We start from the raw sequence: 19,437 nt of genomic DNA, 5'->3' as shown, positions 1-19,437 counted from the left end.
TGTGATTAAAAACAAAAAATGACCAAAATCTAGTTAATCATTACTCGCTTTAAGATTAATATACAGTTAATTTAACATTGTATCTGGGCCATAGAGTCAAGTTTATCGTGAATAGTTGCGGCAGGTAGGGGGTGATTATACTTTTGCACGTGTTATGCTTTAACCAGTTGGTTATCCCTAGGCTGCCCCTTGATTAAGAGAAGAAAAATTATGCAGGTTGCAAGAGTAGATCCGTTTTTTAGGCGATTATTTATAGTCGTGGCAATGGTTATTGGTTTGGGGTTATTGTATTTGCTCATTCCGGTAATTGTGCCGTTTTTATGTGCGTTTATTCTTGCTTATTTGTTTAACCCTGTCGTGACACGTATGGCGCGCTTTATGCCACGCTGGCTGGCGATTATTTTCGTGTATACAGCGATTATTGTGGGATTTGGTGCGTTGTTATGGTGGTTGCTGCCGACTTTGTGGGAACAGCTTCAGTCTGCTTGGGAGTATTTACCACGTGTTGTGGAGTGGTATAACAATGATATTCGAGTGTGGGTGAATAACAACAGTCAATTTCATTTGCCGCCGTTAGAGAGTCATATTGTCTCTGAGACGGCGCTTGATTACCTAAATAAGAACTATAATGTAGCGGATGCGCAGTCCTTTTTTATGCAGGTATTAAATTCAAGTCTGGCAGTGATTAATAGCACCGGTTTGGTGGTCTTAGTGCCTATTTTGACCTTTTATTTCTTATTTAACTGGAATCAGCGCTTACAGACTTGGAAAAAAGCCTTACCAAAAGCCAGTGCCCCTAAAATTATTGAAATCGTGCATGATTGTGATAATGCGTTAATGGCCTTTATTAAGGGTCAACTGCTGGTTATGATTTTGCTGGGTGTGGTCTATGCTGTACAGCTGCAGCTGATAGGACTGGATTTGGGTCTGATTATCGGTATGGTGGCTGGTATCGCAAGCTTTGTGCCTTATTTAGGTTTTGGGCTTGGCTTTATCGCCGCTATCATCGCCGGCTTATTCCAGTTTGGGATGGATTGGGTGCATCTTGGCCTAATTGCGGGCGCCTTTATGGTGGGGCAAGCGGTAGAGGGTTATGTATTACAGCCGCTGCTGTTAGGTGATAAAATTGGCCTGTCACCGCTTTGGGTGATTTTTGCGGTATTGGCAGGTGCAAGTTTAATGGGCTTTGTGGGTATGCTGATTGCATTGCCAGTCTCTGCCATCTTAAATGTGTTATTCCATCATGGTTATGAGGCGTATAAACAGACTGATTTTTACAAAGGTCGTAAACAGTATAAGCTGTTTAAATAAGTCCATTTAGAGCACTCAAGCTCACTTAACAAGCTGTTTTTTATCCCAAGCCGCTGCGTGTATCAGCGGTTTGTTACGCTTCACTGGCTTATTGGCAACTAATGCCATATTATTGTTAAGAAAATTGTGGTATAAATAAGCGTTATAAAGTGATATCGAGCCGAGATACTAGCCTGATGACAAATCAATTAAGTTTAAATCTAGAAGTAAAAAAAGATGCTAGCCTAAGTGATTTTGCTGGCCCGGGTTGGTCGACTTTAATAGATGCTGTGCGTCAGATGCATGTGGGTTTGATCGGGCAGATGTATATCTTTGGCAGTGCTGCTACTGGTAAAACCCATTTATTGTCGGCCATTTGTGAGTCTTATATGGAGATGGATAAGTCGGCAATCTGTCTGTCTTTAAAAGAGCTGCTACATACTGATGTGGCGGTATTAGCTTCATTAGAGAGCTTTGATTTGGTTGCCATTGATGATTTGGAGGCAATTAAAGACAGCCGTGAGTGGCAAGAGGCCATCTTTCACTTGATTAATCGTAGTCGAGAGGGACGTGGTCAGCTTATTTTTGCGGCCAAAACCCCCGCGACCGAGCTGCCTTTTGAGTTGCCTGATTTATTGACCCGTCTCATTCAGTCTCCGGCCTTTAGAGTGCCTGAAGGTCACGATATAGCAGATAGGAAGGCCATGCTTGAGTCAATTATGCGCAGGCGGGGCTGGCAGTTTGATTCACGTATTACAGAGCATTTATTAGAAGAGGGACCACACCGTATCGGTGGTATGCTCGATGTGCTCAACGTAATTCAACCGCTATTTTCTAATCTAAACCGTGCTTATGTCTCAAAATCTGTGATTAGCCAAGCGATTACTATGATTGATGAGCATACCTTAATGGCTGAGCTTGAGGATATTCATCAAGAAGCACAAGAAGACTTTTTATCTAAGTCTGAAGAAAACAGCGCTTACCGCGACAATATGACTTTTAATTTTTAAGCCTAGACTGGTTATTGACAGCTTAGTACAATAAAAGCTTTCATAATGGCTAAGCTGCCGTTAAAATCATCCATTAAAGCCAAGGCGTAACATTGCCCCGTATCCGTCTTGACTCTCTTATTGCCTCTATTATTAAATTATAAACTTTAAGGCCTTTTTATGAATGACTGTCGAAGTAATGCTTTTGTTAAACCGCTAGTTGCACTGGCCGCTTTAGGTATAGGGTCAATGACATTGGCTCATGCTGATGTGACTTTAAAAGTGGACGATAATATTAAGGTAGCCGTATTAAACGGTCAGCAGTACAATACGAGCATATTTCAGCCACTACAGCAGACCTTTGTGTTACAGCCAGGTAAGCATGTCATTACTGCCAAATACGAACGTCTGTATGACAACTTGCGCGGTGATGATCATGATTACTTACGCTCGGCTAATATAACAGTAACCGCTGATTTGCAAGACAATCAGACCTATCGTTTGGCCATGCCAGGTCAGCCAGAAGAATATGAAGAGGCCAAAAAATACGCTAAAGCGCCTACATTAGCGGTTATGAAAGGCTCAACTGTCTTGGCTGAATCGAAAGCTCAAGTACAACAAAATGGACTGTTTTCAGGTTTAAGCAGTATTTTTGGTGGTGGTGATTCAGCGCAGGTTGAAAACCAAAAAGCCATTGCTGCTGTTAACAGCTCATCTACCACTCAAGCCAGTTCAAACTCGGCAGCTATCGCGCCTATAAGCACGCCCGTTAGCAGCAGTCAGCAAAATACTGATACGCTAGATAACTTTATGCAGCTATGGTTACAAGCGACACCAAGTGAGCGTGAAAAAATCCGTCAGTGGATTGAAAAATAATCAAATCACTAAGTAGAGGCAGTATTGAGCAAGGAGAGCCTGGCTTAATAAACAGCTAAAAATTGGTTTGATTACGGATTAAGATTACCCGTCAGTGCGCTGGCGGGTTTTTTTTATCGTCTAGCTGTCGCAATCTCCTCGGTTTAGCGAGGGGAGGAGGTCAAGACTAAAGATTAGCAGAAGCGGCTTATTGCAATTATGGGATATCGATATCGATATTGGCTTTACAATCTAGCATAGTCTTAGCGGGTTTGTTTTGCTACTATAAACACAGTAGTCCAGTGGCACAGCCCGCTGCGGCGCAGAAGCAAACCAACCAACAATAAATAAGGATTTAGATTATGGCACATTTACGTCTAGGCGATGATGCACCAAATTTCAATGCACCCACTACTGATGGTGATATTAACTTTTATGATTGGGCAGGTGATAACTGGGTGGTTTTCTTCTCCCATCCTGCTGACTTTACGCCAGTATGCACCACTGAATTAGGCCGTGCTGCTGCGTTAAATGGTGAGTTTCAAAAGCGTGGTGTTAAGCCTATCTGTATCTCTGTAGACAATGTAGAAGATCATAAAGCGTGGGCCAACGACATCGGTGAGACTCAAGGCACCGCATTGAACTTCCCAATTATTGGCGATGAAGATAAAAAAGTTGCTGAGCTATACGACATGATTCATCCAAATGCAGCAACCACTCACACAGTACGTAGTGTGTTTATTATTGATCCCAAAAAGAAAGTACGTCTTGTATTAACTTATCCTGCCAGTGTGGGCCGTAACTTTGATGAGATTTTACGTGCCATTGACGCGCTACAGTTAACCGATGCTTATAATGTGGCCACGCCTGTAGACTGGAAAGATGGCGATGACGTTATCATCCCACCAAGCATTAAAACCCAAGATATCTCAGAAAAAGACTATCCAAAAGGCTTTACTGAAATTAAGCCTTACTTACGTACGACGCCGCAGCCAAACAAATAAAGCGGTTCGTCTATGGTGCTAAAAATAGCCTCTGAGCGTGAATAGAAGCACTTAAACGTCGATACAAGTATGTAACAAGTTTTGTAGCCCTCATGACGTTAAGCCGTGGGGGCTTTTTTTGAGCCAAACTTTTAGTAAATAAATTCAGCAGCATAATAAATATGGTGATGGTGTTTTGGCTATAATTTGGTATGATTAACAAAGATTTAGTCACCTTGGCTAAGCAGTAACCCCACTCAAAAGGAGTTTGAGATGAAAAAATTATATTTAACCCGTAAAGCGCCAAATCCACGCAAAGTGGTACTTTTATTACAAGCCAAAGGCATTGATATCGATGACATTGATGATATCGAAGTAATTGATATTGATATGGCCAAAGGCGAGCATCTGACTGAAGAGTTTGCCAAGATAAACCCGCTTAAACTGCTACCGGTACTGGTACTAGAAGATGGCACTGTGCTAAATGATTCGCAGGCCATTTGTGAGTATATGGATAGGGTATACGGTGAGCGTTCAGTGATGGGTAATGACGTGGTGCAGCGGGCGCAAGTATGTTCAATTCGCCGAGCTGCTGAATTTGAAGTGCTATATAACTTCATGTTGGCTTTTCAGCATAGTCATCCCTCAAAAGCACATCGAGTCGATCAAGTTCCTGAGTTCGCTGCTAAGTCTATTGCGCGCGCAGAAAAAAGCTTACCTTATTTTGACAATATCTTAACCGAGCATGATTACCTGGTGGGCAACCAGCTAAGTTATGCAGATATTGTGTTATATATAGGATTAGACTTTGGCCGATTGTTAAAGTTCGATCCCACCGCTCATGGTGATGGCATTGCCCGTTTTTACAAAAATATGAATGAGCGCTTTGGGCTAAAAAAATAATTGGTTCAAGGGTCGCGATATCCAAGGGATAGACTATGTTAAAAACATCAGCGCTAAGCTTGGGGTTACTGAGCAGTACGTTACTTTTAACCAGCTGTCAAGGCACGCTTCTGGCTGGTCAAGATAGCAAGGACACAGCAGTTGTGATGCCAGATACCACAGCAGTCGCTACCCTCAAGCACACCGATCTGTCTTATTATCATTGGCAGCTAATTAGTGTGAATGATGGCAGCGGTCATCCTGTTACTGTGCTTGATGATATTAAACAACAGGTCGCCTTGGACTTTGGTCAGTCACCAGGCGAGAGCTGGGTTAGTTTTGGCGTTGGTTGTAACCGTATGGGCGGCAGCTACTCACTCAATAGCAATGTGCTGGTGGTCACAACGGTTGCAAGCACTGAGATGATGTGTGAGCCCAAGATTAATGATGCTGAGCGGTTACTGGCACAGCTCATGCAAGGCAGCAGTCAGTTGATTTATAAAAAAGATGCTGCGCCATTATTGACTCAGACCACAGCCAATGGCCACAGCTTAGTATGGCAAGGTGCTCAAACGGCAGAAGCGCGCTATAAACAACACCCTGATATTGTATTTTGGCGTGTGGATCACCATAAGCCGCCCTGTCCTGATGGCAGCACCAAAACTTGCTTAAAAGTACGTCCAGTTATCTACGATGATAAAGGTATCAAGACTGGGGAGGGGCCATGGTCGCTATTTGTGGGTGATATCGAGGGCTATACCCATGATAGCACCGTAAACACAGTGCTGCGTCTCAAGCGCTTTGTGGTGGATCCTGTCGATGTTAAGGGCAAGCAGTTTGTTTATGTGTTAGATGCCGTGGTGGAGAGCGCCATTGCTGATACGCCTTACGGCATTGCTGATACGCCTTAAATGTGCTATTTCAAGCTTGCTAAATCCTCTTCAGTTAAACGCCAGCGGCCCTTCTTCTTAGAGGTGCCGCGGCCACGTAGTGTACTGTTCATCAGTAGCTTATTCATAGAGTGGCTTGAGTGAGCATGACAAATCGCACAAGCAAGACCATCTGCTGCATCTTGTTGAGGGGTCACATCAAGTTTTAGTATACGGCACACCATCTCCTGTACTTGTACCTTATCAGCGGCGCCATAGCCACATACCGACTGCTTAATCTGACGTGCGGTGTATTCTGATACCTCCAAATCCAAGGCGACCAAGGCGGCAATAGCGGCGCCACGTGCTTGGCCAAGTTTTAGGGCAGAGTCGGGGTTTTCGGCCATAAATACCTGTTCAACTGCGGCGTGGATGGGCTCATCTGAGTATTTTAAATGGTACTGAGTGATGCGGGTCAGGCCTTGGAATATTCGCTTTAAGCGCTCTGGCATCTCCTTAGTATCGGTGCGAATGGTGCCTGCATCAAGATAGCGTAGGGTATCGCCTTTTTGATGGATAATGCCATATCCGGTCATTCTTGAGCCGGGGTCAATACCTATGATTATCGCCATATTATTATTTTTAATCCTCAAAAAATAAAAATTATTCTTCGCTCATCTTGTTGACTTTATTTGAGATTTTTTGTGCTAAAGCGCAACAAAACAAGCTTTATATTTGATAGTATAGCAAGCCATCCCCATATACTTAACCACTATACAAAATTTATATTTTGATTGTTTTCGCCATTTAAAATTTTTATTACTTAGATTATTAGCAACTTAAAAAGGACGACACATTATGGGTCAGTTAGTTGGCTTAGCCATCGTATGGTTTATCATTGAAATGCTACTGTGGTATCTGGTTGCCCAGTTCATTAGCGGCTGGTGGGTGTTTATCTGGTTTATCATCGCTGCTGTGATTGGCATAAGCCTAATTCGTCGAGGTATGACGACCCTTAATCCTATGGCGCAGCAAATGAAGGCAGGTGGCATGATGAACCCTGCAATGCGTCCACCAGAGAATACCATTATTAAGACGGTAGCCATGGCTGTCGGCGGTATTTTATTGCTGATACCTGGGTTGTTATCTGACTTACTGGCATTATTGGTGATACTACCACCAGTCCAGAAGAAACTAAAAGACATGGCCAATAACTATGTGATGAATAACCAACAAAAAATGATGGAAATGATGGCCAAACAAATGGGTGGACAAAATCCATTTGGCGGTATGGGCGGTGCTGGTGGCAATCCATTTGGCGGTCCAAACCCTTTCGGTGGTCAATCAGGTCCTAAAGGCGCCAATCCTTTTGGTAATGTCTACAAAAGAAATACCACAGTCGATGGCTCAGCTAAGCCTGTGATAAAAGATGTTAAAAAGCTAAACAAGCCTGCCAATGACGACTAGAATTGCTGGCTAAGTCCTCCACCTCTAGTCACGAAAAAGCCCTTTATGCACTGAGCATAAAGGGCTTTTTTTTAATGAGGACCGAAGTGCCGCTGTAAGATGGGGACCCATGAACCGTGAAGTTCAGGGCGGATGCGTCATTGCCTCTTAAGGTTTCCTGAGTCACTGCAAGCAGTGCAGGCATACACAATAAGACAATAGATAGCACATCCATTTAGTGCATTATCGGCTCAGGGAATAACATCCACTGGCGAACACTTCAGAGTCTAAAGATTCTAACCAAAAAAGATACGAGTTGCAAATAAAAACGGGGGTAACTTTGTTAACAAAGGTAATAGCTTAAAGACAATTAACCTTAAAGTTAACCCAAAATTTATAAAAAATTTTAGCAGCACCTAGCTTAAGCTAAATGATCATAAGTGAGCCTCAAGCCTTTAAATAATAAGCGTTCACAATCTTGCATTATAGTTAATGCCGCTTATGTGGTAGAATATGGGCGTTCAAGTTTGATCAAAATTTTGTCAATTTTATAGACTGGCAGGATCAGGTTAGACATAACCTGCCGATAGTCCTTGCCAATAGTTATTTAAAAATAACTGTAATATAACTGGAGAAAAACTAAATGGTAGCAGCAGATAACAATAAAAAAATTCCACACGTTCTGATGATTTTAGATGGCTTTGGGTATCGTGAGGATGAGCAGGACAATGCAGTCGCTGCTGCCAATACACCAAACTTAGACCGTATCAATAAAGCTTATCCGCATGGATTAGTCTCAGGCTCAGGTGAAGATGTTGGCCTACCAGAGGGTCAATTTGGTAACTCGGAAGTGGGTCATATGAATCTGGGTGCTGGCCGTGTGCTATACCAAGATTCTACTCGCATTTCGCGCGATATCAAAAACCGTGACTTCTATAAGAACCCCGCTTTAGTAGATGCGGTAAAAGCGGCGACAGACGCTGGCGGCAATGTACATATCATGGGTCTATTGTCAGATGGCGGTGTGCATGCGCATCAAGATCATATTGAAGCCATGTGTCATGCCGCTGTGGTTCACGGCGCAAAAGGGGTGTATGTACACTGCTTCTTAGATGGCCGTGATACACCACCAAAATCTGCTGATAAATACATCAAGCGCCTAAAAGAATTCTTAGCCAATTTAAACGGGTATTATGAAAGCAATGTACAAATTGCCAGTATCATCGGCCGCTACTTTGCCATGGATCGTGATAATCGCTGGGATAGAGTACAAAAGGCTTATGACTTATTAACGCTGGGTGTGTCTGAGCGTATGGCGACACGGGCTGATGGTGCGGTACAGGCCGCTTACAAATCAAGAGAAACGGACGAGTTTGTTAGCCCCACCAATGTGATTGAGCATGGCGAGACACCAATAACTATCGATGATAATGATGCGGTTATCTTTATGAACTTCCGTGCTGATAGAGCACGTGAGCTGACACAAGCCTTTGTATTACCTGATCATGAGTTTGCAGGCTTTGCGCGACAAAAACAGCCGAACTTATCAGCATTTGTGATGATGACGCATTACTCTGATGAGCTGGCCGCCAATCCTAAGACTTCTGTGGCTTATGCGCCCACTACGCTACACAATACCTTGGGTGAGTATCTACAAGACAACAATAAAACTCAGCTTAGAATTGCAGAAACTGAGAAGTTTGCACACGTCACTTTCTTCTTTAGTGGCGGCCGAGAAGATGAGTACACCGGTGAGTCGCGTATTTTGATCCCATCACCTGATGTAGAAACCTATGACTTAAAGCCTGAAATGAGCGCGCCTGAAGTGACCAAAAACTTAGTAGAAGCCATCGAATCGGGTAAATATGATGTGCTGGTGGTTAACTATGCCAATGGCGATATGGTCGGCCATACGGGTAATTTTGAGGCAGCAGTTAAAGCCGTCGAAGCGCTCGATGTGGCTGTAGGCGAAGTAGCCGAAGCGACCATTAAGGCGGGGGGACATCTACTCATTACAGCCGATCATGGCAACTGTGAACAGATGCAAGATTATGAAAGCGGGCAGGTACACACCCAGCATACCACCGAGCATGTGCCTTTAATCTATGTGGGTGACAAAAAGGTAAGCGTACGTGAAGGCGGCAAATTGAGTGACATTGCGCCAACCCTTTTAGGTCTAATGGGACTAAGCGTGCCGACTGAAATGACTGGTATTAACTTGTTAGAAGCCAAATAAGCTTTTATTTTAACCAACCGTAGAGTATATGATGAGCGTTGAGCCTTCTGAGTGTCGAGCCCGGACCCCACATCAGGGTGTATTAGCGATAAAAGCTGTAATTTATAGCTCAGTGTTGGCCACAGCACTGGCTTTGAGCGGCTGTGCTACTGTCGATGTAGGCTCTGACAATGATATTGCCACATCAAGTAACCGCTCATCATTATCAACGCCTGCCAAATCAGGTACAGAAGCGGCGGTTAAATTAGGTAATTTGGCTCAAAGCGCACAGCAAACTCAAGCGCTTTGTGGGCAAGAGTGCGATGACATAGATGCTGTCGCCCATCCAGAGGACATCAGTGATGGTGTCAGTGATGATGATATCGATGCGCAGCCCGTACTTGATGACGTCGAATTTGATGAAGAAATGGATGACAACGAGCAACATCGCTTGGGGGTAGAGCATGTGCCTTTAAATGCCATTTCGCCACAAGTTATTCAAACCTTTGTAGAAGTTATCGATGTTATCCGCCACGATTATGTGCGTCCGGTGAATGACGAAACCTTATTTCAACAAGCCATCAGCGGCATGCTAGAGCGACTTGATAAGCATGCTGAGTACCTCACGCCTGAGAACTATGAGCATTTGCGCAGCTTTACGGATGGTGAAATTGGTCAGGTGGGATTGTCAGTTAAATACGATGCGGCCATAAAAAACTGGGTAATCACTAAAGTTGAGGCGCAGTCGTCTGCCAAAGAAGCTGGTATTGCTATCGGCGATAAGCTTTTACGCATAAAAAACGCAGATCTTACCTCAGATATGAGTGAACAAGACATTCAGCAGCTGCTATCAGGCATTGCCGGCTCGCAAGTGCAGATAACGGTGTCCGGACAGCAGGGGCCAAGACGCAATATGTTATTGCAGCGCAATTTGGCCTCAGACAATGAGCTTGGGGTCACCGTGCAAGACAGTATTGCCGTTATTCGCCTGCCTGTGTTTCAAAATGGCTCAAAAGATCAGTTGATTAAAGCCTTAAAGCAGACGGGTGTACCGATAACGGGCGTTGTACTTGATGTGCGTAATAATCCAGGTGGCGTACTGTCATCAGCCATTGACATTGTGAGCTTATTTATGAGCGACGCTGGGCTGATTCAGGTACGCAATAGAACCAATCACAGTCAATTGATTAAGTCTAATGGTACCCCTTATTTGGCGGACCTGCCGGTGGTGGTATTACAAAATCGCTATTCTGCGTCTGCAGCTGAAGTATTGGCAAGCAGCTTTAAAAGCAATAAACGCGCTAAGATAGTCGGTGAGCAAAGCTTTGGTAAGGGCACGGTACAAGAGGTGGTGCCTTTAGAGGCCGGCGGGGCGTTAAAGCTGACTGTGGCCGAGTATCGCAGTGCCAAAGGTGAGCTTATCGATGGTGTTGGGGTCAAACCTGATGTGGTGTTGCCTCATGATGGTCAAGACTGGCAGCAGCAAGCGGTTAATTTATTGCTGTCGCAAGACAGACCACTTGGTATTAAGTTTGATGATAAATTAAATGGTATCTCCATCACCAATGATTATTAAGCCGCTTACTAGCTTAGATAACCACCAGAAATTATAAAAAAAGCCGCTAATAGATTAGCGGCTTTTGATTATATTGAGGTTTTTATAGATTTTTAGCCAAAATAGCCACATGGCAGCGTTAAGGGGTAATCAGTCCATGACGCATTGCTAAATGAGTGAGTTTTACATCACTGTCGACACCGACTTTTTCAAAAATTCGGTAGCGATAAGTGTTAACAGTTTTTACGCTCACAAAAAGCTGATCGGCTATTTGCTGCGGGCTTTGACAGTTGACTACCATCATTGCCACTTGTTTTTCGCGCTCGCTTAATCTATCAAAAGGGGATTCTTCATTGTCTGTCAGTAGCATATCGGCCAACTGCTCAGCGACATCACTGCTAAAGTACTTGCTGCCTTGATACACTTTTTTAATGGCTTTAATCATCTCATCAAGTGGTGTACCTTTGGTAATGTAGCCATTAACCCCCGCCTTTAATAACATAGAGGGGTAGGGCTGTGAGGAGACACTACTGACTGCTAATATTTTTACCTTTTCATCAAATTGACGCAAGCGTTTTGTGGTTTCTACACCGCCAATATTAGGCATGTTTACATCTAAGAGTACCACATCTGGGGATAGCGCTTTAACCATTCTAATCGCAGCTTCGCCACTATCAGCCTCACCTATTACTTCAATCTCGGGGTCGTCAGCGAGCATTCTACTAATCCCCATTCTTACGAGGTCATGATCATCAACCACCAAAACTTTAATCATATATACATCCTAAAAAAACTTATAAAGCTATGATACCAGTATTTTTATGTTACTGTAGCGTAAAAGGAATGTTTTGAATTGACAACATACCTTAATCCCAGGCCTAACTTGGGAATTAGTGCTTAACGACATTAACCAATGATGTTAAGATAATTAACACACAGGCTATATTTAGTATTAGTATGGTGTTTAAATTTATGAAATGATATTCAAGTTTGTAAATATCGTTAAGTTTAAAACATAATATGGCTAATTTTGTATAAAAATTTGTGGTACTGGTTGTGATATTAGAAGTTCAATCTTGTTAGGTTGAGTATCATTTTGTACTGATTTTTATTAAAGGTGCTGGCTGAACCAGTGGCGCCTCATACTAATCTGCGTTAATACCTAGCTAAAGCTTTTACACTATAATTTTACGACTCAAGTGGGATGACTTATGAGCATAAATAAATCTTTCAACAAATCTTTTATCTTTGTCTGCATCGCATTGGGTCTGGGTACTTTAAGCTCAGCATCAAATGCTGCACTGACAATAGTTGAGCCAGGTAAGACAGGCAATGCGCAAGTTCAGTGGGGTAACGCAGGCGGCCTCTCTGAAGCCCGCAATATCATGTACTCAAACCCGAATACCTCCTCATACAACAGTACCACCAGTCCTTCTTACTCAAGCAATAACTTTGCCACCAACAGCACAAGCTACTACGATTCACTGCCTATTTCGACCGGCTCGCGCGGTGTTATCGTGCTCGATGTAGAAACAGGCAAGCCTCTTTATCAAAAAAATGCCGATGTGGCACGTCCCATCGCCTCTATCACCAAAATCATGACGGCTATGGTGGTGTTAGATGCCGGCCTTGATATGCGTGAAGAGATTAAACTTGATCCAGAAGATTTTGTGGGCCCTAAGCGTGCCAGCTCACGCTTAAAATCAGGCGACCGCATGAACCGTGCTGAGCTTTTGTTAATGGCCTTGATGAAATCAGAAAACCCAGCAGCAAAATCTTTGGCACGTAACTATCCAGGTGGCTATGATGCCTTTATGCGTGCTATGAATGCCAAAGCCCGCTCACTTGGCATGACCAGTGCTTTTTTTGGTGACCCCACTGGACTAGACAAGCGTAATGTTGCCTCTCCGGTAGACTTAGCGAAAATGGTTCAAGCTGCTGGTCAATATGAAGTGATTCGCCGCTTCTCCACCACCAAAAACTATGACTTCTATGTGGCCAACTACTCAGCGGGTAACCGTACGTACCCTGCTAACAACACCAGTAAGTTAGTACGTAGCGGCACCTATCCTATTGGCATCTCAAAGACCGGTTTTATTAATGAAGCGGGTCAGTGTGTGGTGATGGAAACTCGAGTGAATAACAAGCCGGCCATTATCGTAATATTAGGGGCAGATAACTCAAATACCCGCTGGAATGATGCCGAAACCATCTTAACCAACTTAGCCTCACGTCGTACTATTTAATACAGTGATATCTATAAAGCCAATTAGCCGCGGTGGTTGATGATGATCACTGGCTGCTTTACAAAAAAAGATTGCTCTACTTAGTAGGGCAATCTTTTTTTGTATTACTTGGTTTATTATGGAAACCGGCTAAGCCTAAGAGGCGTGTTGCATACAAAGCGTAGCGTAGGGCACAGCCTCAAGTCTTTTGTCCTCGATATCTTCGCCACAAACCGTACATTCACCATAAGTGCCATTGTCGATACGGCTTAGGGCGTTATTGACGTAAGTTAAGCTTTGCTGAGCCTCTACCAATAAGGTTTTGCGCATTTCGTTTTCACGCATAGAGATGGCTTGATCATCCCAGTGGCTGTTTAAGTCATCTTGCGGATTGTGAATGTGGTCTTCAATCTTATCGATGCGGTTTTGATATTCTTGTTGCAGCTCTAATAAGCGCTCTTTTGCCTTAGTAAAGTCTCTACTCATGGGTGCTCTCCTTAAATTAGGGTAGATTTATGATTTATTATTTATACTTATTATAGTAGCACTTATTGTCTAATAAGTCTTTAAAAGCGCCTGTTTCAAGCGTTGAGATTGCAGCATACGCCTTGTAATAATCAGACAATAGATTTTGCTGCAACTTGGGCCAAAATTTATAACAAAATATGCTAAAATTGCCACAAATTTATATCAACCTAATCTTTTAAAGCTGTGTAAGCGCACAGCTTTTTCTTTATATTGACACAGGGTAATGACATGAACTTCGCTAGAATGGAAAACCAAGATTTATCAGGCAAAACCGTATTGATCCGTGAAGATTTAAACGTGCCAGTTCAAAATGGCAAAATCTCCAATGATGCCCGTCTACAATCTAGTCTTCCAACCATCAAACTGGCGCTTGAAAAAGGGGCTGCTGTACTGGTTTGCTCGCATCTAGGCCGTCCAACTGAAGGTGACTATGAAGAAAAATACTCATTGCAGCCAGTCGCCGATTATTTAAGCGAGCATCTAAATCAACCTGTGCGTTTGGATAAGACCTATACTGAGCAAGAGGTGACTGTGGCACCAGGTGACGTGGTGTTATTAGAGAATGTCCGCTTTAATGTGGGCGAGAAGAAGAACAGTGACTCTTTGTCACAGCATTATGCCGATCTGTGTGATGTGTTTGTCATGGACGCTTTTGGTACTGCGCATAGAGCACAAGCGTCTACAGAAGGTGTGATTCAGGCCGCTGCTAAAGCAGGTAAAGTGGTGTGTGCCGGTCCATTATTGGCCGCTGAATTAGATGCGTTAGACAAAGCTTTGCACAAACCTAAAAAGCCGCTAGTGGCCATCGTTGGTGGCTCGAAGGTCTCTACCAAACTAGATGTGCTTATCAGCCTTGCCAAAATCTGTGATCAAATTATTGTTGGCGGCGGTATTGCCAATACCTTTATTGCTGCCCAAGGCCACTCAGTAGGTGCGTCATTATATGAAGCTGAAATGATAGATACCGCCAAACAAATTATGCAGCAAACTGACATTTTATTGCCAAAAAATGTTGTAGTGGCTGACAAAAATCAAATTAACTTTGATGACTTCTTAAATTCGTTAGAATCAGCAACCCCTATTCACAGAAGTATTGAGCAAGTGGGCGAAGATGAGATGATTTTAGACATCGCCTCAGAAGGTGCTGAGCATATTTTTGAAGCGGTAAAAAATGCGGCTACTATCTTGTGGAATGGCCCTGTGGGCGTATTTGAAGTAGAAGCGTTCAGTGAAGGTACTCGCTTGTTGTCAGAGGCGGTTAAAGACAGTGCTGGATTTTCTATTGCAGGTGGCGGTGATACATTAGCAGCCATCCATAAATTTAATGTAGAAGATGGTGTGAGCTATATGTCAACCGGCGGTGGTGCATTTTTAGAATTTGTTGAAGGTAAAACCTTGCCAGCAGTGGCTGCGCTAGAAGCCAACCACAGTAAATAGGTTTACAAATTACCTAAATAGCCTCTAATACCCTATTATCAAGGCTAGGCTTAGGCTTACAATAATAGGGTATAACGGCGTGCATTTGGGGCTTGAAATAAACTTCAGTAGACAGCATATCATATAATTGATAAGGTGGTTTTAGGGCTGCCTTATATTTGATTGGTCACTATAATGCCCAATCCATGCTGAATAATTAATGAATTAAGCTCAAGTTATGGCTCTGCTAATCCTAAGCCAATTTAGTTTATCTTAATTCAAGTTTTCGAATTACTACTTGTATTTTGTGGTCATTGTCATTAGAATGCTGCAAAATATCTAATATCACATTTGTGAGGAGTTCACATGTTATACCGTAACCTTTTAGTGGCAACATTAGTAGCTGGCGCATTTACAATCACAGGTTGTAGCAAAAAGACAGAAGAAGCTGCAGATGCTGGCGCTGTTGAGACTGCTGCTGAAAGCGCAGGCGATGATGCTGTTGACAACGCTAAGACTGCTGGCGCGGTAGCCACAGGCGCTGCTGTGAATGCAGGTGAAGCGATAGCAGAAGGTGCTAACGCGGCCACTGAAGCGACTGCCACTGCTGTTGCTGACGGTGCCACTGCTGTTGCTGAAGGCGCAGACAATATTGCTAACAAAACTACTGATCAAGTAGACCTTCAAGCAGATCCAAACGTAGCTGAAGCCGTTGCTGAAGATCAACAGTACTAATAAGTAAGCCACTAATCAGTGAGTTAACTTTTAAATCATAAAAAATAACTGTCAAAAAAAGCTCTGATATTCTCAGGGCTTTTTTTATGCATCCAAATTTGGCTCAAGGCTCGGTTAACTTTGTTATAATGGCGGTTATCTTAAATTTTATAATAATATAGAGTGCTATGATTGGACTAATTGAAGGACGTGTGTGTCATTTATCTGCTCCTGTGGCTTGCTTAATGACCGCTTCAGGGGTGGGCTATGAGGTCGAGCTGCCTTTACCTGATTTTTGTCAATTGCAACTGGAGGCCATGGCATCGTTATGGACCCATTTGCATGTGCGAGAAGATGCACAGTTGCTGTATGGATTTTTGCATCCTACTGAGCGCGATGTGTTTCGTCAGCTCATTCGCGTTAATGGGGTAGGTGCGAAGATGGCGCTGGCCATGATGTCGACTTTTTCGGCCACTGAGCTTAAGCACTGTATAGATACCGAAAATGATGCAGCGTTAACCCGAGTGCCTGGCATCGGTAAAAAAACGGCGCAGCGCTTGCTGATTGAATTAAAAGGCAAGTTCGATCATATCCAAAGCGACATGAGTTTGTTAACTGAAGTGGAGCAGCAGATTGGCATCGCGGCCAATAGTGAAGGGGTGATACTCGCTGAGGTAGAGTCAGCACTTATAAGCCTGGGTTACCGTGATAAAGAGGCTCAACAAGCGATTAAAGCGGCACGTGAGACGGATGCCGGCCAGCAGCTTGTTGATACCCAAAGCCTGTTAAAGCTTACCCTTAAACAGTTATCTAATTTTTAAGCAGTGACAACAATGGCGCTGTGCTATAAAAAGCACAGCGCCATTTTTTATTACCAAAACTCATGTGTTCAAAATAGCCTAAGCATTTATGTGACAGTTAAGCCAGCTTGTTTTTAATCAAGCGTGATAATCGTTCAATAAGCTGGTCACTTTCACTACGGGCTAAATTTAAAGGCGGAAGTAAGCGCACAACGTGGCTGCCAGTAACATTGATAATCAGCTGCTCAGTACGGCGTGCCTCATCGACCAAGGTGCTGCAGTCGGTCGCTTCAGGCAGTACCACACCTATCATCATCCCATAGCCGCGGGTACTGACGCCCAATGACTTGAGCTCATCGGTCAAATTATTTTGAATATAATCGCCTTCGATAGCTGCGTTTTGCATGATGTCAGTTTGGCTTAATAGCGTATAAACAGTATGTACCACACGGCTGCCTAAAGGCGTGCCGCCATAGGTTGAGCCATGACTGCCAACTTGGAACAAATCACGCGCTCGGCCACGTACCATACAGGCGCCAATAGGAAAGCCATTGCCCAGACCTTTGGCCGTAGTTAATACATCAGGTTTGGCACTGCTGTGCTGATGCGCAAAGTATTGCCCAGTACGGCCATTACCAGTCTGTACTTCATCTAGCATAAACAGCCACTCGTTTTGATCACACACCGCCTGTACTTGTTCTAGGTAGCTAAAGCCATCTTTGGCAGTATTAAGGCCGCCCTCACCTTGGATGGGCTCGAGTAATACTGCGGTGATTTGTTGATGCTCTGTAGCGGCCTTTTTGATGGCCTCAATGTCTCCAAAAGGTACCCGGATAAAGTCATCATCTAAGGTAAAGAAACCTTCACGGGCTTTTGGATTGGCTGTGGCCGAAACGCTAAGTAAAGTACGGCCATGGAATGAGCGCTCCATGACAATGACTTTTGGGTGAGGATAGCCTTTGTTATGGCCATACAGACGTGCCATCTTTAGGGCAGCTTCATTGGCCTCAGCACCACTGTTGGCGAAGAACACGCTGTCCATGCCTGCTGCGGTACATAAGGCTTCGGCGGCTTTTTCTTGCCACTCAATCTGGAATAAATTGCTGGTATGCACCAAAGTGGCGGCTTGCTGCTGGATGGCTTCGGTTACTTGAGGGTGGCAGTGACCTAGGCCACAAACAGCAATACCGGTTAACGCATCTAAATAAGGGGTGTTGTCAGCGGTATATAGCCAGCTGCCTTCTCCTCGGCTAAAGCTGATGGGCTGAGGGCTATAAGTGGGCATGATATAAGAGTGGGCGGCAGACACTGACATAATAAATCCTTAAAATAAACCTAAGGCAAAGCCTGAGGCAATGAACTGAGTGAAAGTAAGGGGCTATACATAATGGTGCAGCAAGTCTTGAGCTGACTTAACCATGATAATACAAAATTTATTCTAAATCTTGAGAGAAGGGCGAATCTTGTGCGGGTAATTTATAATCCTCATTGGCCCAAGCGCCCAGATCAATGAGCTTGCAGCGGTCGCTACAAAAGGGCTTATAAGGGTTGTCTTGCCAAACGGTCAACTTCTGACACTGAGGGCAAGGGTAGCTTTTTGGGCGAGAGACCGCTTGAGCGGTTGGGGCAGGCTTACTCATAAGTAACGTCTTATCCTAATAAAGGCAGGTGGTACAGTGTTATAATAGCCAGTGGGTTTCAACTGCTTGATGAGGAAATTATAGCACGAGATGCCAAGGCCTTATATTAAGCCGACTTAAATGTCCTTATTTTTATTATTCACTTAAGTGTTTACCAAAATTATGCCAAGCTCTAATTTATCCGATTCGGTTATACCAAGCCCAGCACCCGATCACCTTGCACTGCAAAGTGAGCCAACTGTTAGTCACCATAAAGCGCGCCAGTTTAAGCCCGAAAAGCTTAAGGCACCTAGAGACTTTGAGGTGCCCATCTTTGTCACACAGCGCTTAAATGCATGCCATAACCTCAATGAAAAAGAGCACCAAGCACTATTAGCGCGCCCTTTGGTGGTGGAGATTGGGGCAGGTAAAGGGATGCATGCCTGCTTATATGCCAAGCAGCACGGTGATCATGATCTCATTGCCATTGAGCGCACTCAAAATAAATTTAGTGCCTTTAAGACGCTGGCAAGCTCAGTGAGTAAAGAGGTGGCACTGCTTGATAACTTACTGCCAGTGCATGCCGATGCCATTCCGTATTGTGTGTCTGCGCTACCCGCCCAGAGTGTATCGGTTATTTATCTGCTTTATCCCAATCCAGAGCCTAAAAACCCGAATCAGCAGTGGTTGAACATGCCATTTTTTGAGTTTTTGTTGTCTAGATTGGTGCCTCAAGGTCAGATCATCTTAGCGAGTAATATACCCGAATATATTGATAACGCTTACCAGCAGTCGCTACAAACTTGGCAGCTGCCTACTGAGCGCACGCTGGTGCCTGTGGACAGTAGACGTACTCACTTTGAAATTAAGTATTTGGCTCGTGGTGAGACTTGCTGGGAGCTACAAATGACAAAACCTAAAGCCTATGTGACCCGCTTTGATAATTGGAACAGTGAGTGGCTTAAATGATAGTTTGCTTTTGATAAAGCAGATAAAAACTGACAAAAAAGCGGCCAAATCTTGTGATCTGGCCGCTTTTTGAATGAGCGAT

The 19,437-nt window shown here is 43.8% G+C and carries 19 protein-coding genes and 1 other RNA gene; 14 read left to right on the top strand and 6 right to left on the bottom strand.

The window, feature by feature from the left end; translation table 11 throughout:
* Positions 1–210 precede the first annotated feature (210 nt).
* The 6 genes from DLE54_RS06640 to DLE54_RS06615 all read left to right on the top strand — a co-directional run bounded on the left by DLE54_RS06640 (position 211) and on the right by DLE54_RS06615 (position 5,910).
* A complete protein-coding gene (locus DLE54_RS06640; protein WP_110816659.1) occupies positions 211–1,311 on the top strand; it encodes an AI-2E family transporter in 1,101 nt (366 codons plus the stop codon).
* Positions 1,312–1,487: 176 nt separating this feature from the next.
* Entirely contained in the window at positions 1,488–2,300 is an 813-nt protein-coding gene (gene hda / locus DLE54_RS06635) for a DnaA regulatory inactivator Hda (protein ID WP_197708883.1), read from the top strand.
* A 159-nt stretch (positions 2,301–2,459) separates the two neighbouring features.
* Entirely contained in the window at positions 2,460–3,155 is a 696-nt protein-coding gene (locus DLE54_RS06630; RefSeq protein WP_041773329.1) for a DUF2057 family protein, read from the top strand.
* Positions 3,156–3,496: 341 nt separating this feature from the next.
* Positions 3,497–4,138 (top strand): peroxiredoxin, encoded by a 642-nt coding sequence (locus DLE54_RS06625; RefSeq protein ID WP_110816658.1) that lies wholly within the window; start codon positions 3,497–3,499, stop codon positions 4,136–4,138.
* Between the two features lie 252 nt (positions 4,139–4,390).
* Entirely contained in the window at positions 4,391–5,020 is a 630-nt protein-coding gene (locus DLE54_RS06620) for a glutathione S-transferase family protein (RefSeq protein ID WP_110816657.1), read from the top strand.
* Positions 5,021–5,055: 35 nt separating this feature from the next.
* Complete coding sequence (locus DLE54_RS06615; protein WP_110816656.1) at positions 5,056–5,910, top strand: META domain-containing protein; 855 nt, start codon at positions 5,056–5,058, stop codon at positions 5,908–5,910.
* 5 nt (positions 5,911–5,915) lie between these two features.
* Here DLE54_RS06615 and ruvC read toward each other — a convergent pair whose 3' ends face one another.
* Positions 5,916–6,500, bottom strand: a complete 585-nt coding sequence (gene ruvC, locus DLE54_RS06610) for a crossover junction endodeoxyribonuclease RuvC (protein ID WP_011960674.1) — start codon at positions 6,498–6,500, stop codon at positions 5,916–5,918.
* 226 nt (positions 6,501–6,726) lie between these two features.
* Here ruvC and DLE54_RS06605 point away from each other — a divergent pair, with 226 nt between their 5' ends.
* Positions 6,727–7,335: an FxsA family protein gene (locus DLE54_RS06605; protein ID WP_011960673.1), complete on the top strand. Its 609-nt coding sequence runs from the start codon at positions 6,727–6,729 to the stop codon at positions 7,333–7,335.
* A gap of 76 nt (positions 7,336–7,411) precedes the next feature.
* Here the strand turns inward: DLE54_RS06605 and ssrS are convergent.
* Positions 7,412–7,604, bottom strand: a non-coding RNA gene (gene ssrS / locus DLE54_RS06600) — 6S RNA.
* A 353-nt stretch (positions 7,605–7,957) separates the two neighbouring features.
* Between ssrS and gpmI the strand changes: the two genes are divergently transcribed.
* Together gpmI and DLE54_RS06590 are read left to right on the top strand one after the other, a co-directional pair.
* Complete coding sequence (gpmI, locus tag DLE54_RS06595) at positions 7,958–9,550, top strand: 2,3-bisphosphoglycerate-independent phosphoglycerate mutase (RefSeq protein WP_011960672.1); 1,593 nt, start codon at positions 7,958–7,960, stop codon at positions 9,548–9,550.
* Between the two features lie 31 nt (positions 9,551–9,581).
* The gene (locus DLE54_RS06590; protein WP_227534983.1) at positions 9,582–11,105 is read left to right on the top strand and encodes a S41 family peptidase; all 1,524 of its coding nucleotides are present in this window, start codon (positions 9,582–9,584) and stop codon (positions 11,103–11,105) included.
* A gap of 118 nt (positions 11,106–11,223) precedes the next feature.
* Here the strand turns inward: DLE54_RS06590 and DLE54_RS06585 are convergent, their stop codons facing one another.
* Positions 11,224–11,859, bottom strand: a complete 636-nt coding sequence (locus tag DLE54_RS06585) for a response regulator (protein WP_011960670.1) — start codon at positions 11,857–11,859, stop codon at positions 11,224–11,226.
* Between the two features lie 436 nt (positions 11,860–12,295).
* Here DLE54_RS06585 and DLE54_RS06580 point away from each other — a divergent pair, with 436 nt between their 5' ends.
* Positions 12,296–13,330: a serine hydrolase gene (locus DLE54_RS06580; protein WP_110816654.1), complete on the top strand. Its 1,035-nt coding sequence runs from the start codon at positions 12,296–12,298 to the stop codon at positions 13,328–13,330.
* 135 nt (positions 13,331–13,465) lie between these two features.
* On the opposite strand, the gene DLE54_RS06575 is transcribed toward DLE54_RS06580, so the two are convergent.
* The gene (locus DLE54_RS06575) at positions 13,466–13,795 is read right to left on the bottom strand and encodes a TraR/DksA family transcriptional regulator (RefSeq protein WP_011960668.1); all 330 of its coding nucleotides are present in this window, start codon (positions 13,793–13,795) and stop codon (positions 13,466–13,468) included.
* Between the two features lie 270 nt (positions 13,796–14,065).
* On the opposite strand from DLE54_RS06575, the gene DLE54_RS06570 reads away from it, so the two are divergent.
* The 3 genes from DLE54_RS06570 to ruvA all read left to right on the top strand — a co-directional run bounded on the left by DLE54_RS06570 (position 14,066) and on the right by ruvA (position 16,788).
* Positions 14,066–15,274, top strand: a complete 1,209-nt coding sequence (locus DLE54_RS06570; protein ID WP_011960667.1) for a phosphoglycerate kinase — start codon at positions 14,066–14,068, stop codon at positions 15,272–15,274.
* Positions 15,275–15,619: 345 nt separating this feature from the next.
* A complete protein-coding gene (locus DLE54_RS06565) occupies positions 15,620–15,988 on the top strand; it encodes a hypothetical protein (protein WP_011960666.1) in 369 nt (122 codons plus the stop codon).
* 167 nt (positions 15,989–16,155) lie between these two features.
* Positions 16,156–16,788 (top strand): Holliday junction branch migration protein RuvA, encoded by a 633-nt coding sequence (gene ruvA, locus DLE54_RS06560; protein ID WP_011960665.1) that lies wholly within the window; start codon positions 16,156–16,158, stop codon positions 16,786–16,788.
* A 97-nt stretch (positions 16,789–16,885) separates the two neighbouring features.
* Here ruvA and DLE54_RS06555 read toward each other — a convergent pair whose 3' ends face one another.
* Entirely contained in the window at positions 16,886–18,082 is a 1,197-nt protein-coding gene (locus tag DLE54_RS06555) for an aspartate aminotransferase family protein (RefSeq protein ID WP_110816653.1), read from the bottom strand.
* Positions 18,083–18,200: 118 nt separating this feature from the next.
* On the bottom strand, positions 18,201–18,407 hold the full coding sequence (locus tag DLE54_RS06550) for a DNA gyrase inhibitor YacG (protein WP_011960663.1): 207 nt from the start codon (positions 18,405–18,407) through the stop codon (positions 18,201–18,203).
* A 162-nt stretch (positions 18,408–18,569) separates the two neighbouring features.
* Here DLE54_RS06550 and DLE54_RS06545 point away from each other — a divergent pair, with 162 nt between their 5' ends.
* On the top strand, positions 18,570–19,355 hold the full coding sequence (locus DLE54_RS06545) for a methyltransferase (protein WP_011960662.1): 786 nt from the start codon (positions 18,570–18,572) through the stop codon (positions 19,353–19,355).
* Positions 19,356–19,437 lie beyond the last annotated feature (82 nt).

Origin of the sequence: Psychrobacter sp. YP14 (assembly GCF_003209315.1) — a bacterium.
In the GTDB taxonomy this organism is placed as follows: Bacteria; Pseudomonadota; Gammaproteobacteria; order Pseudomonadales; family Moraxellaceae; genus Psychrobacter; species Psychrobacter raelei.
The sequence above is the reverse complement of the archived record's forward strand: the minus strand, read 5'-3'. Positions and strand labels throughout refer to the sequence as shown.

Coding starts and splice junctions, on each gene's coding strand:
- DLE54_RS06585 (WP_011960670.1), bottom strand. CDS start 11,859: ATGATTAAAGTTTTGGTGGTTGATGATCATGACCTCGTAAGAATGGGG.
- DLE54_RS06630 (WP_041773329.1), top strand. CDS start 2,460: ATGAATGACTGTCGAAGTAATGCTTTTGTTAAACCGCTAGTTGCACTG.
- DLE54_RS06615 (WP_110816656.1), top strand. CDS start 5,056: ATGTTAAAAACATCAGCGCTAAGCTTGGGGTTACTGAGCAGTACGTTA.
- ruvA (WP_011960665.1), top strand. CDS start 16,156: ATGATTGGACTAATTGAAGGACGTGTGTGTCATTTATCTGCTCCTGTG.
- ruvC (WP_011960674.1), bottom strand. CDS start 6,500: ATGGCGATAATCATAGGTATTGACCCCGGCTCAAGAATGACCGGATAT.
- DLE54_RS06570 (WP_011960667.1), top strand. CDS start 14,066: ATGAACTTCGCTAGAATGGAAAACCAAGATTTATCAGGCAAAACCGTA.
- DLE54_RS06620 (WP_110816657.1), top strand. CDS start 4,391: ATGAAAAAATTATATTTAACCCGTAAAGCGCCAAATCCACGCAAAGTG.
- hda (WP_197708883.1), top strand. CDS start 1,488: ATGACAAATCAATTAAGTTTAAATCTAGAAGTAAAAAAAGATGCTAGC.
- DLE54_RS06640 (WP_110816659.1), top strand. CDS start 211: ATGCAGGTTGCAAGAGTAGATCCGTTTTTTAGGCGATTATTTATAGTC.
- DLE54_RS06605 (WP_011960673.1), top strand. CDS start 6,727: ATGGGTCAGTTAGTTGGCTTAGCCATCGTATGGTTTATCATTGAAATG.
- DLE54_RS06590 (WP_227534983.1), top strand. CDS start 9,582: ATGAGCGTTGAGCCTTCTGAGTGTCGAGCCCGGACCCCACATCAGGGT.
- gpmI (WP_011960672.1), top strand. CDS start 7,958: ATGGTAGCAGCAGATAACAATAAAAAAATTCCACACGTTCTGATGATT.
- DLE54_RS06575 (WP_011960668.1), bottom strand. CDS start 13,795: ATGAGTAGAGACTTTACTAAGGCAAAAGAGCGCTTATTAGAGCTGCAA.
- DLE54_RS06545 (WP_011960662.1), top strand. CDS start 18,570: ATGCCAAGCTCTAATTTATCCGATTCGGTTATACCAAGCCCAGCACCC.
- DLE54_RS06565 (WP_011960666.1), top strand. CDS start 15,620: ATGTTATACCGTAACCTTTTAGTGGCAACATTAGTAGCTGGCGCATTT.
- DLE54_RS06555 (WP_110816653.1), bottom strand. CDS start 18,082: ATGTCAGTGTCTGCCGCCCACTCTTATATCATGCCCACTTATAGCCCT.
- DLE54_RS06550 (WP_011960663.1), bottom strand. CDS start 18,407: ATGAGTAAGCCTGCCCCAACCGCTCAAGCGGTCTCTCGCCCAAAAAGC.
- DLE54_RS06580 (WP_110816654.1), top strand. CDS start 12,296: ATGAGCATAAATAAATCTTTCAACAAATCTTTTATCTTTGTCTGCATC.
- DLE54_RS06625 (WP_110816658.1), top strand. CDS start 3,497: ATGGCACATTTACGTCTAGGCGATGATGCACCAAATTTCAATGCACCC.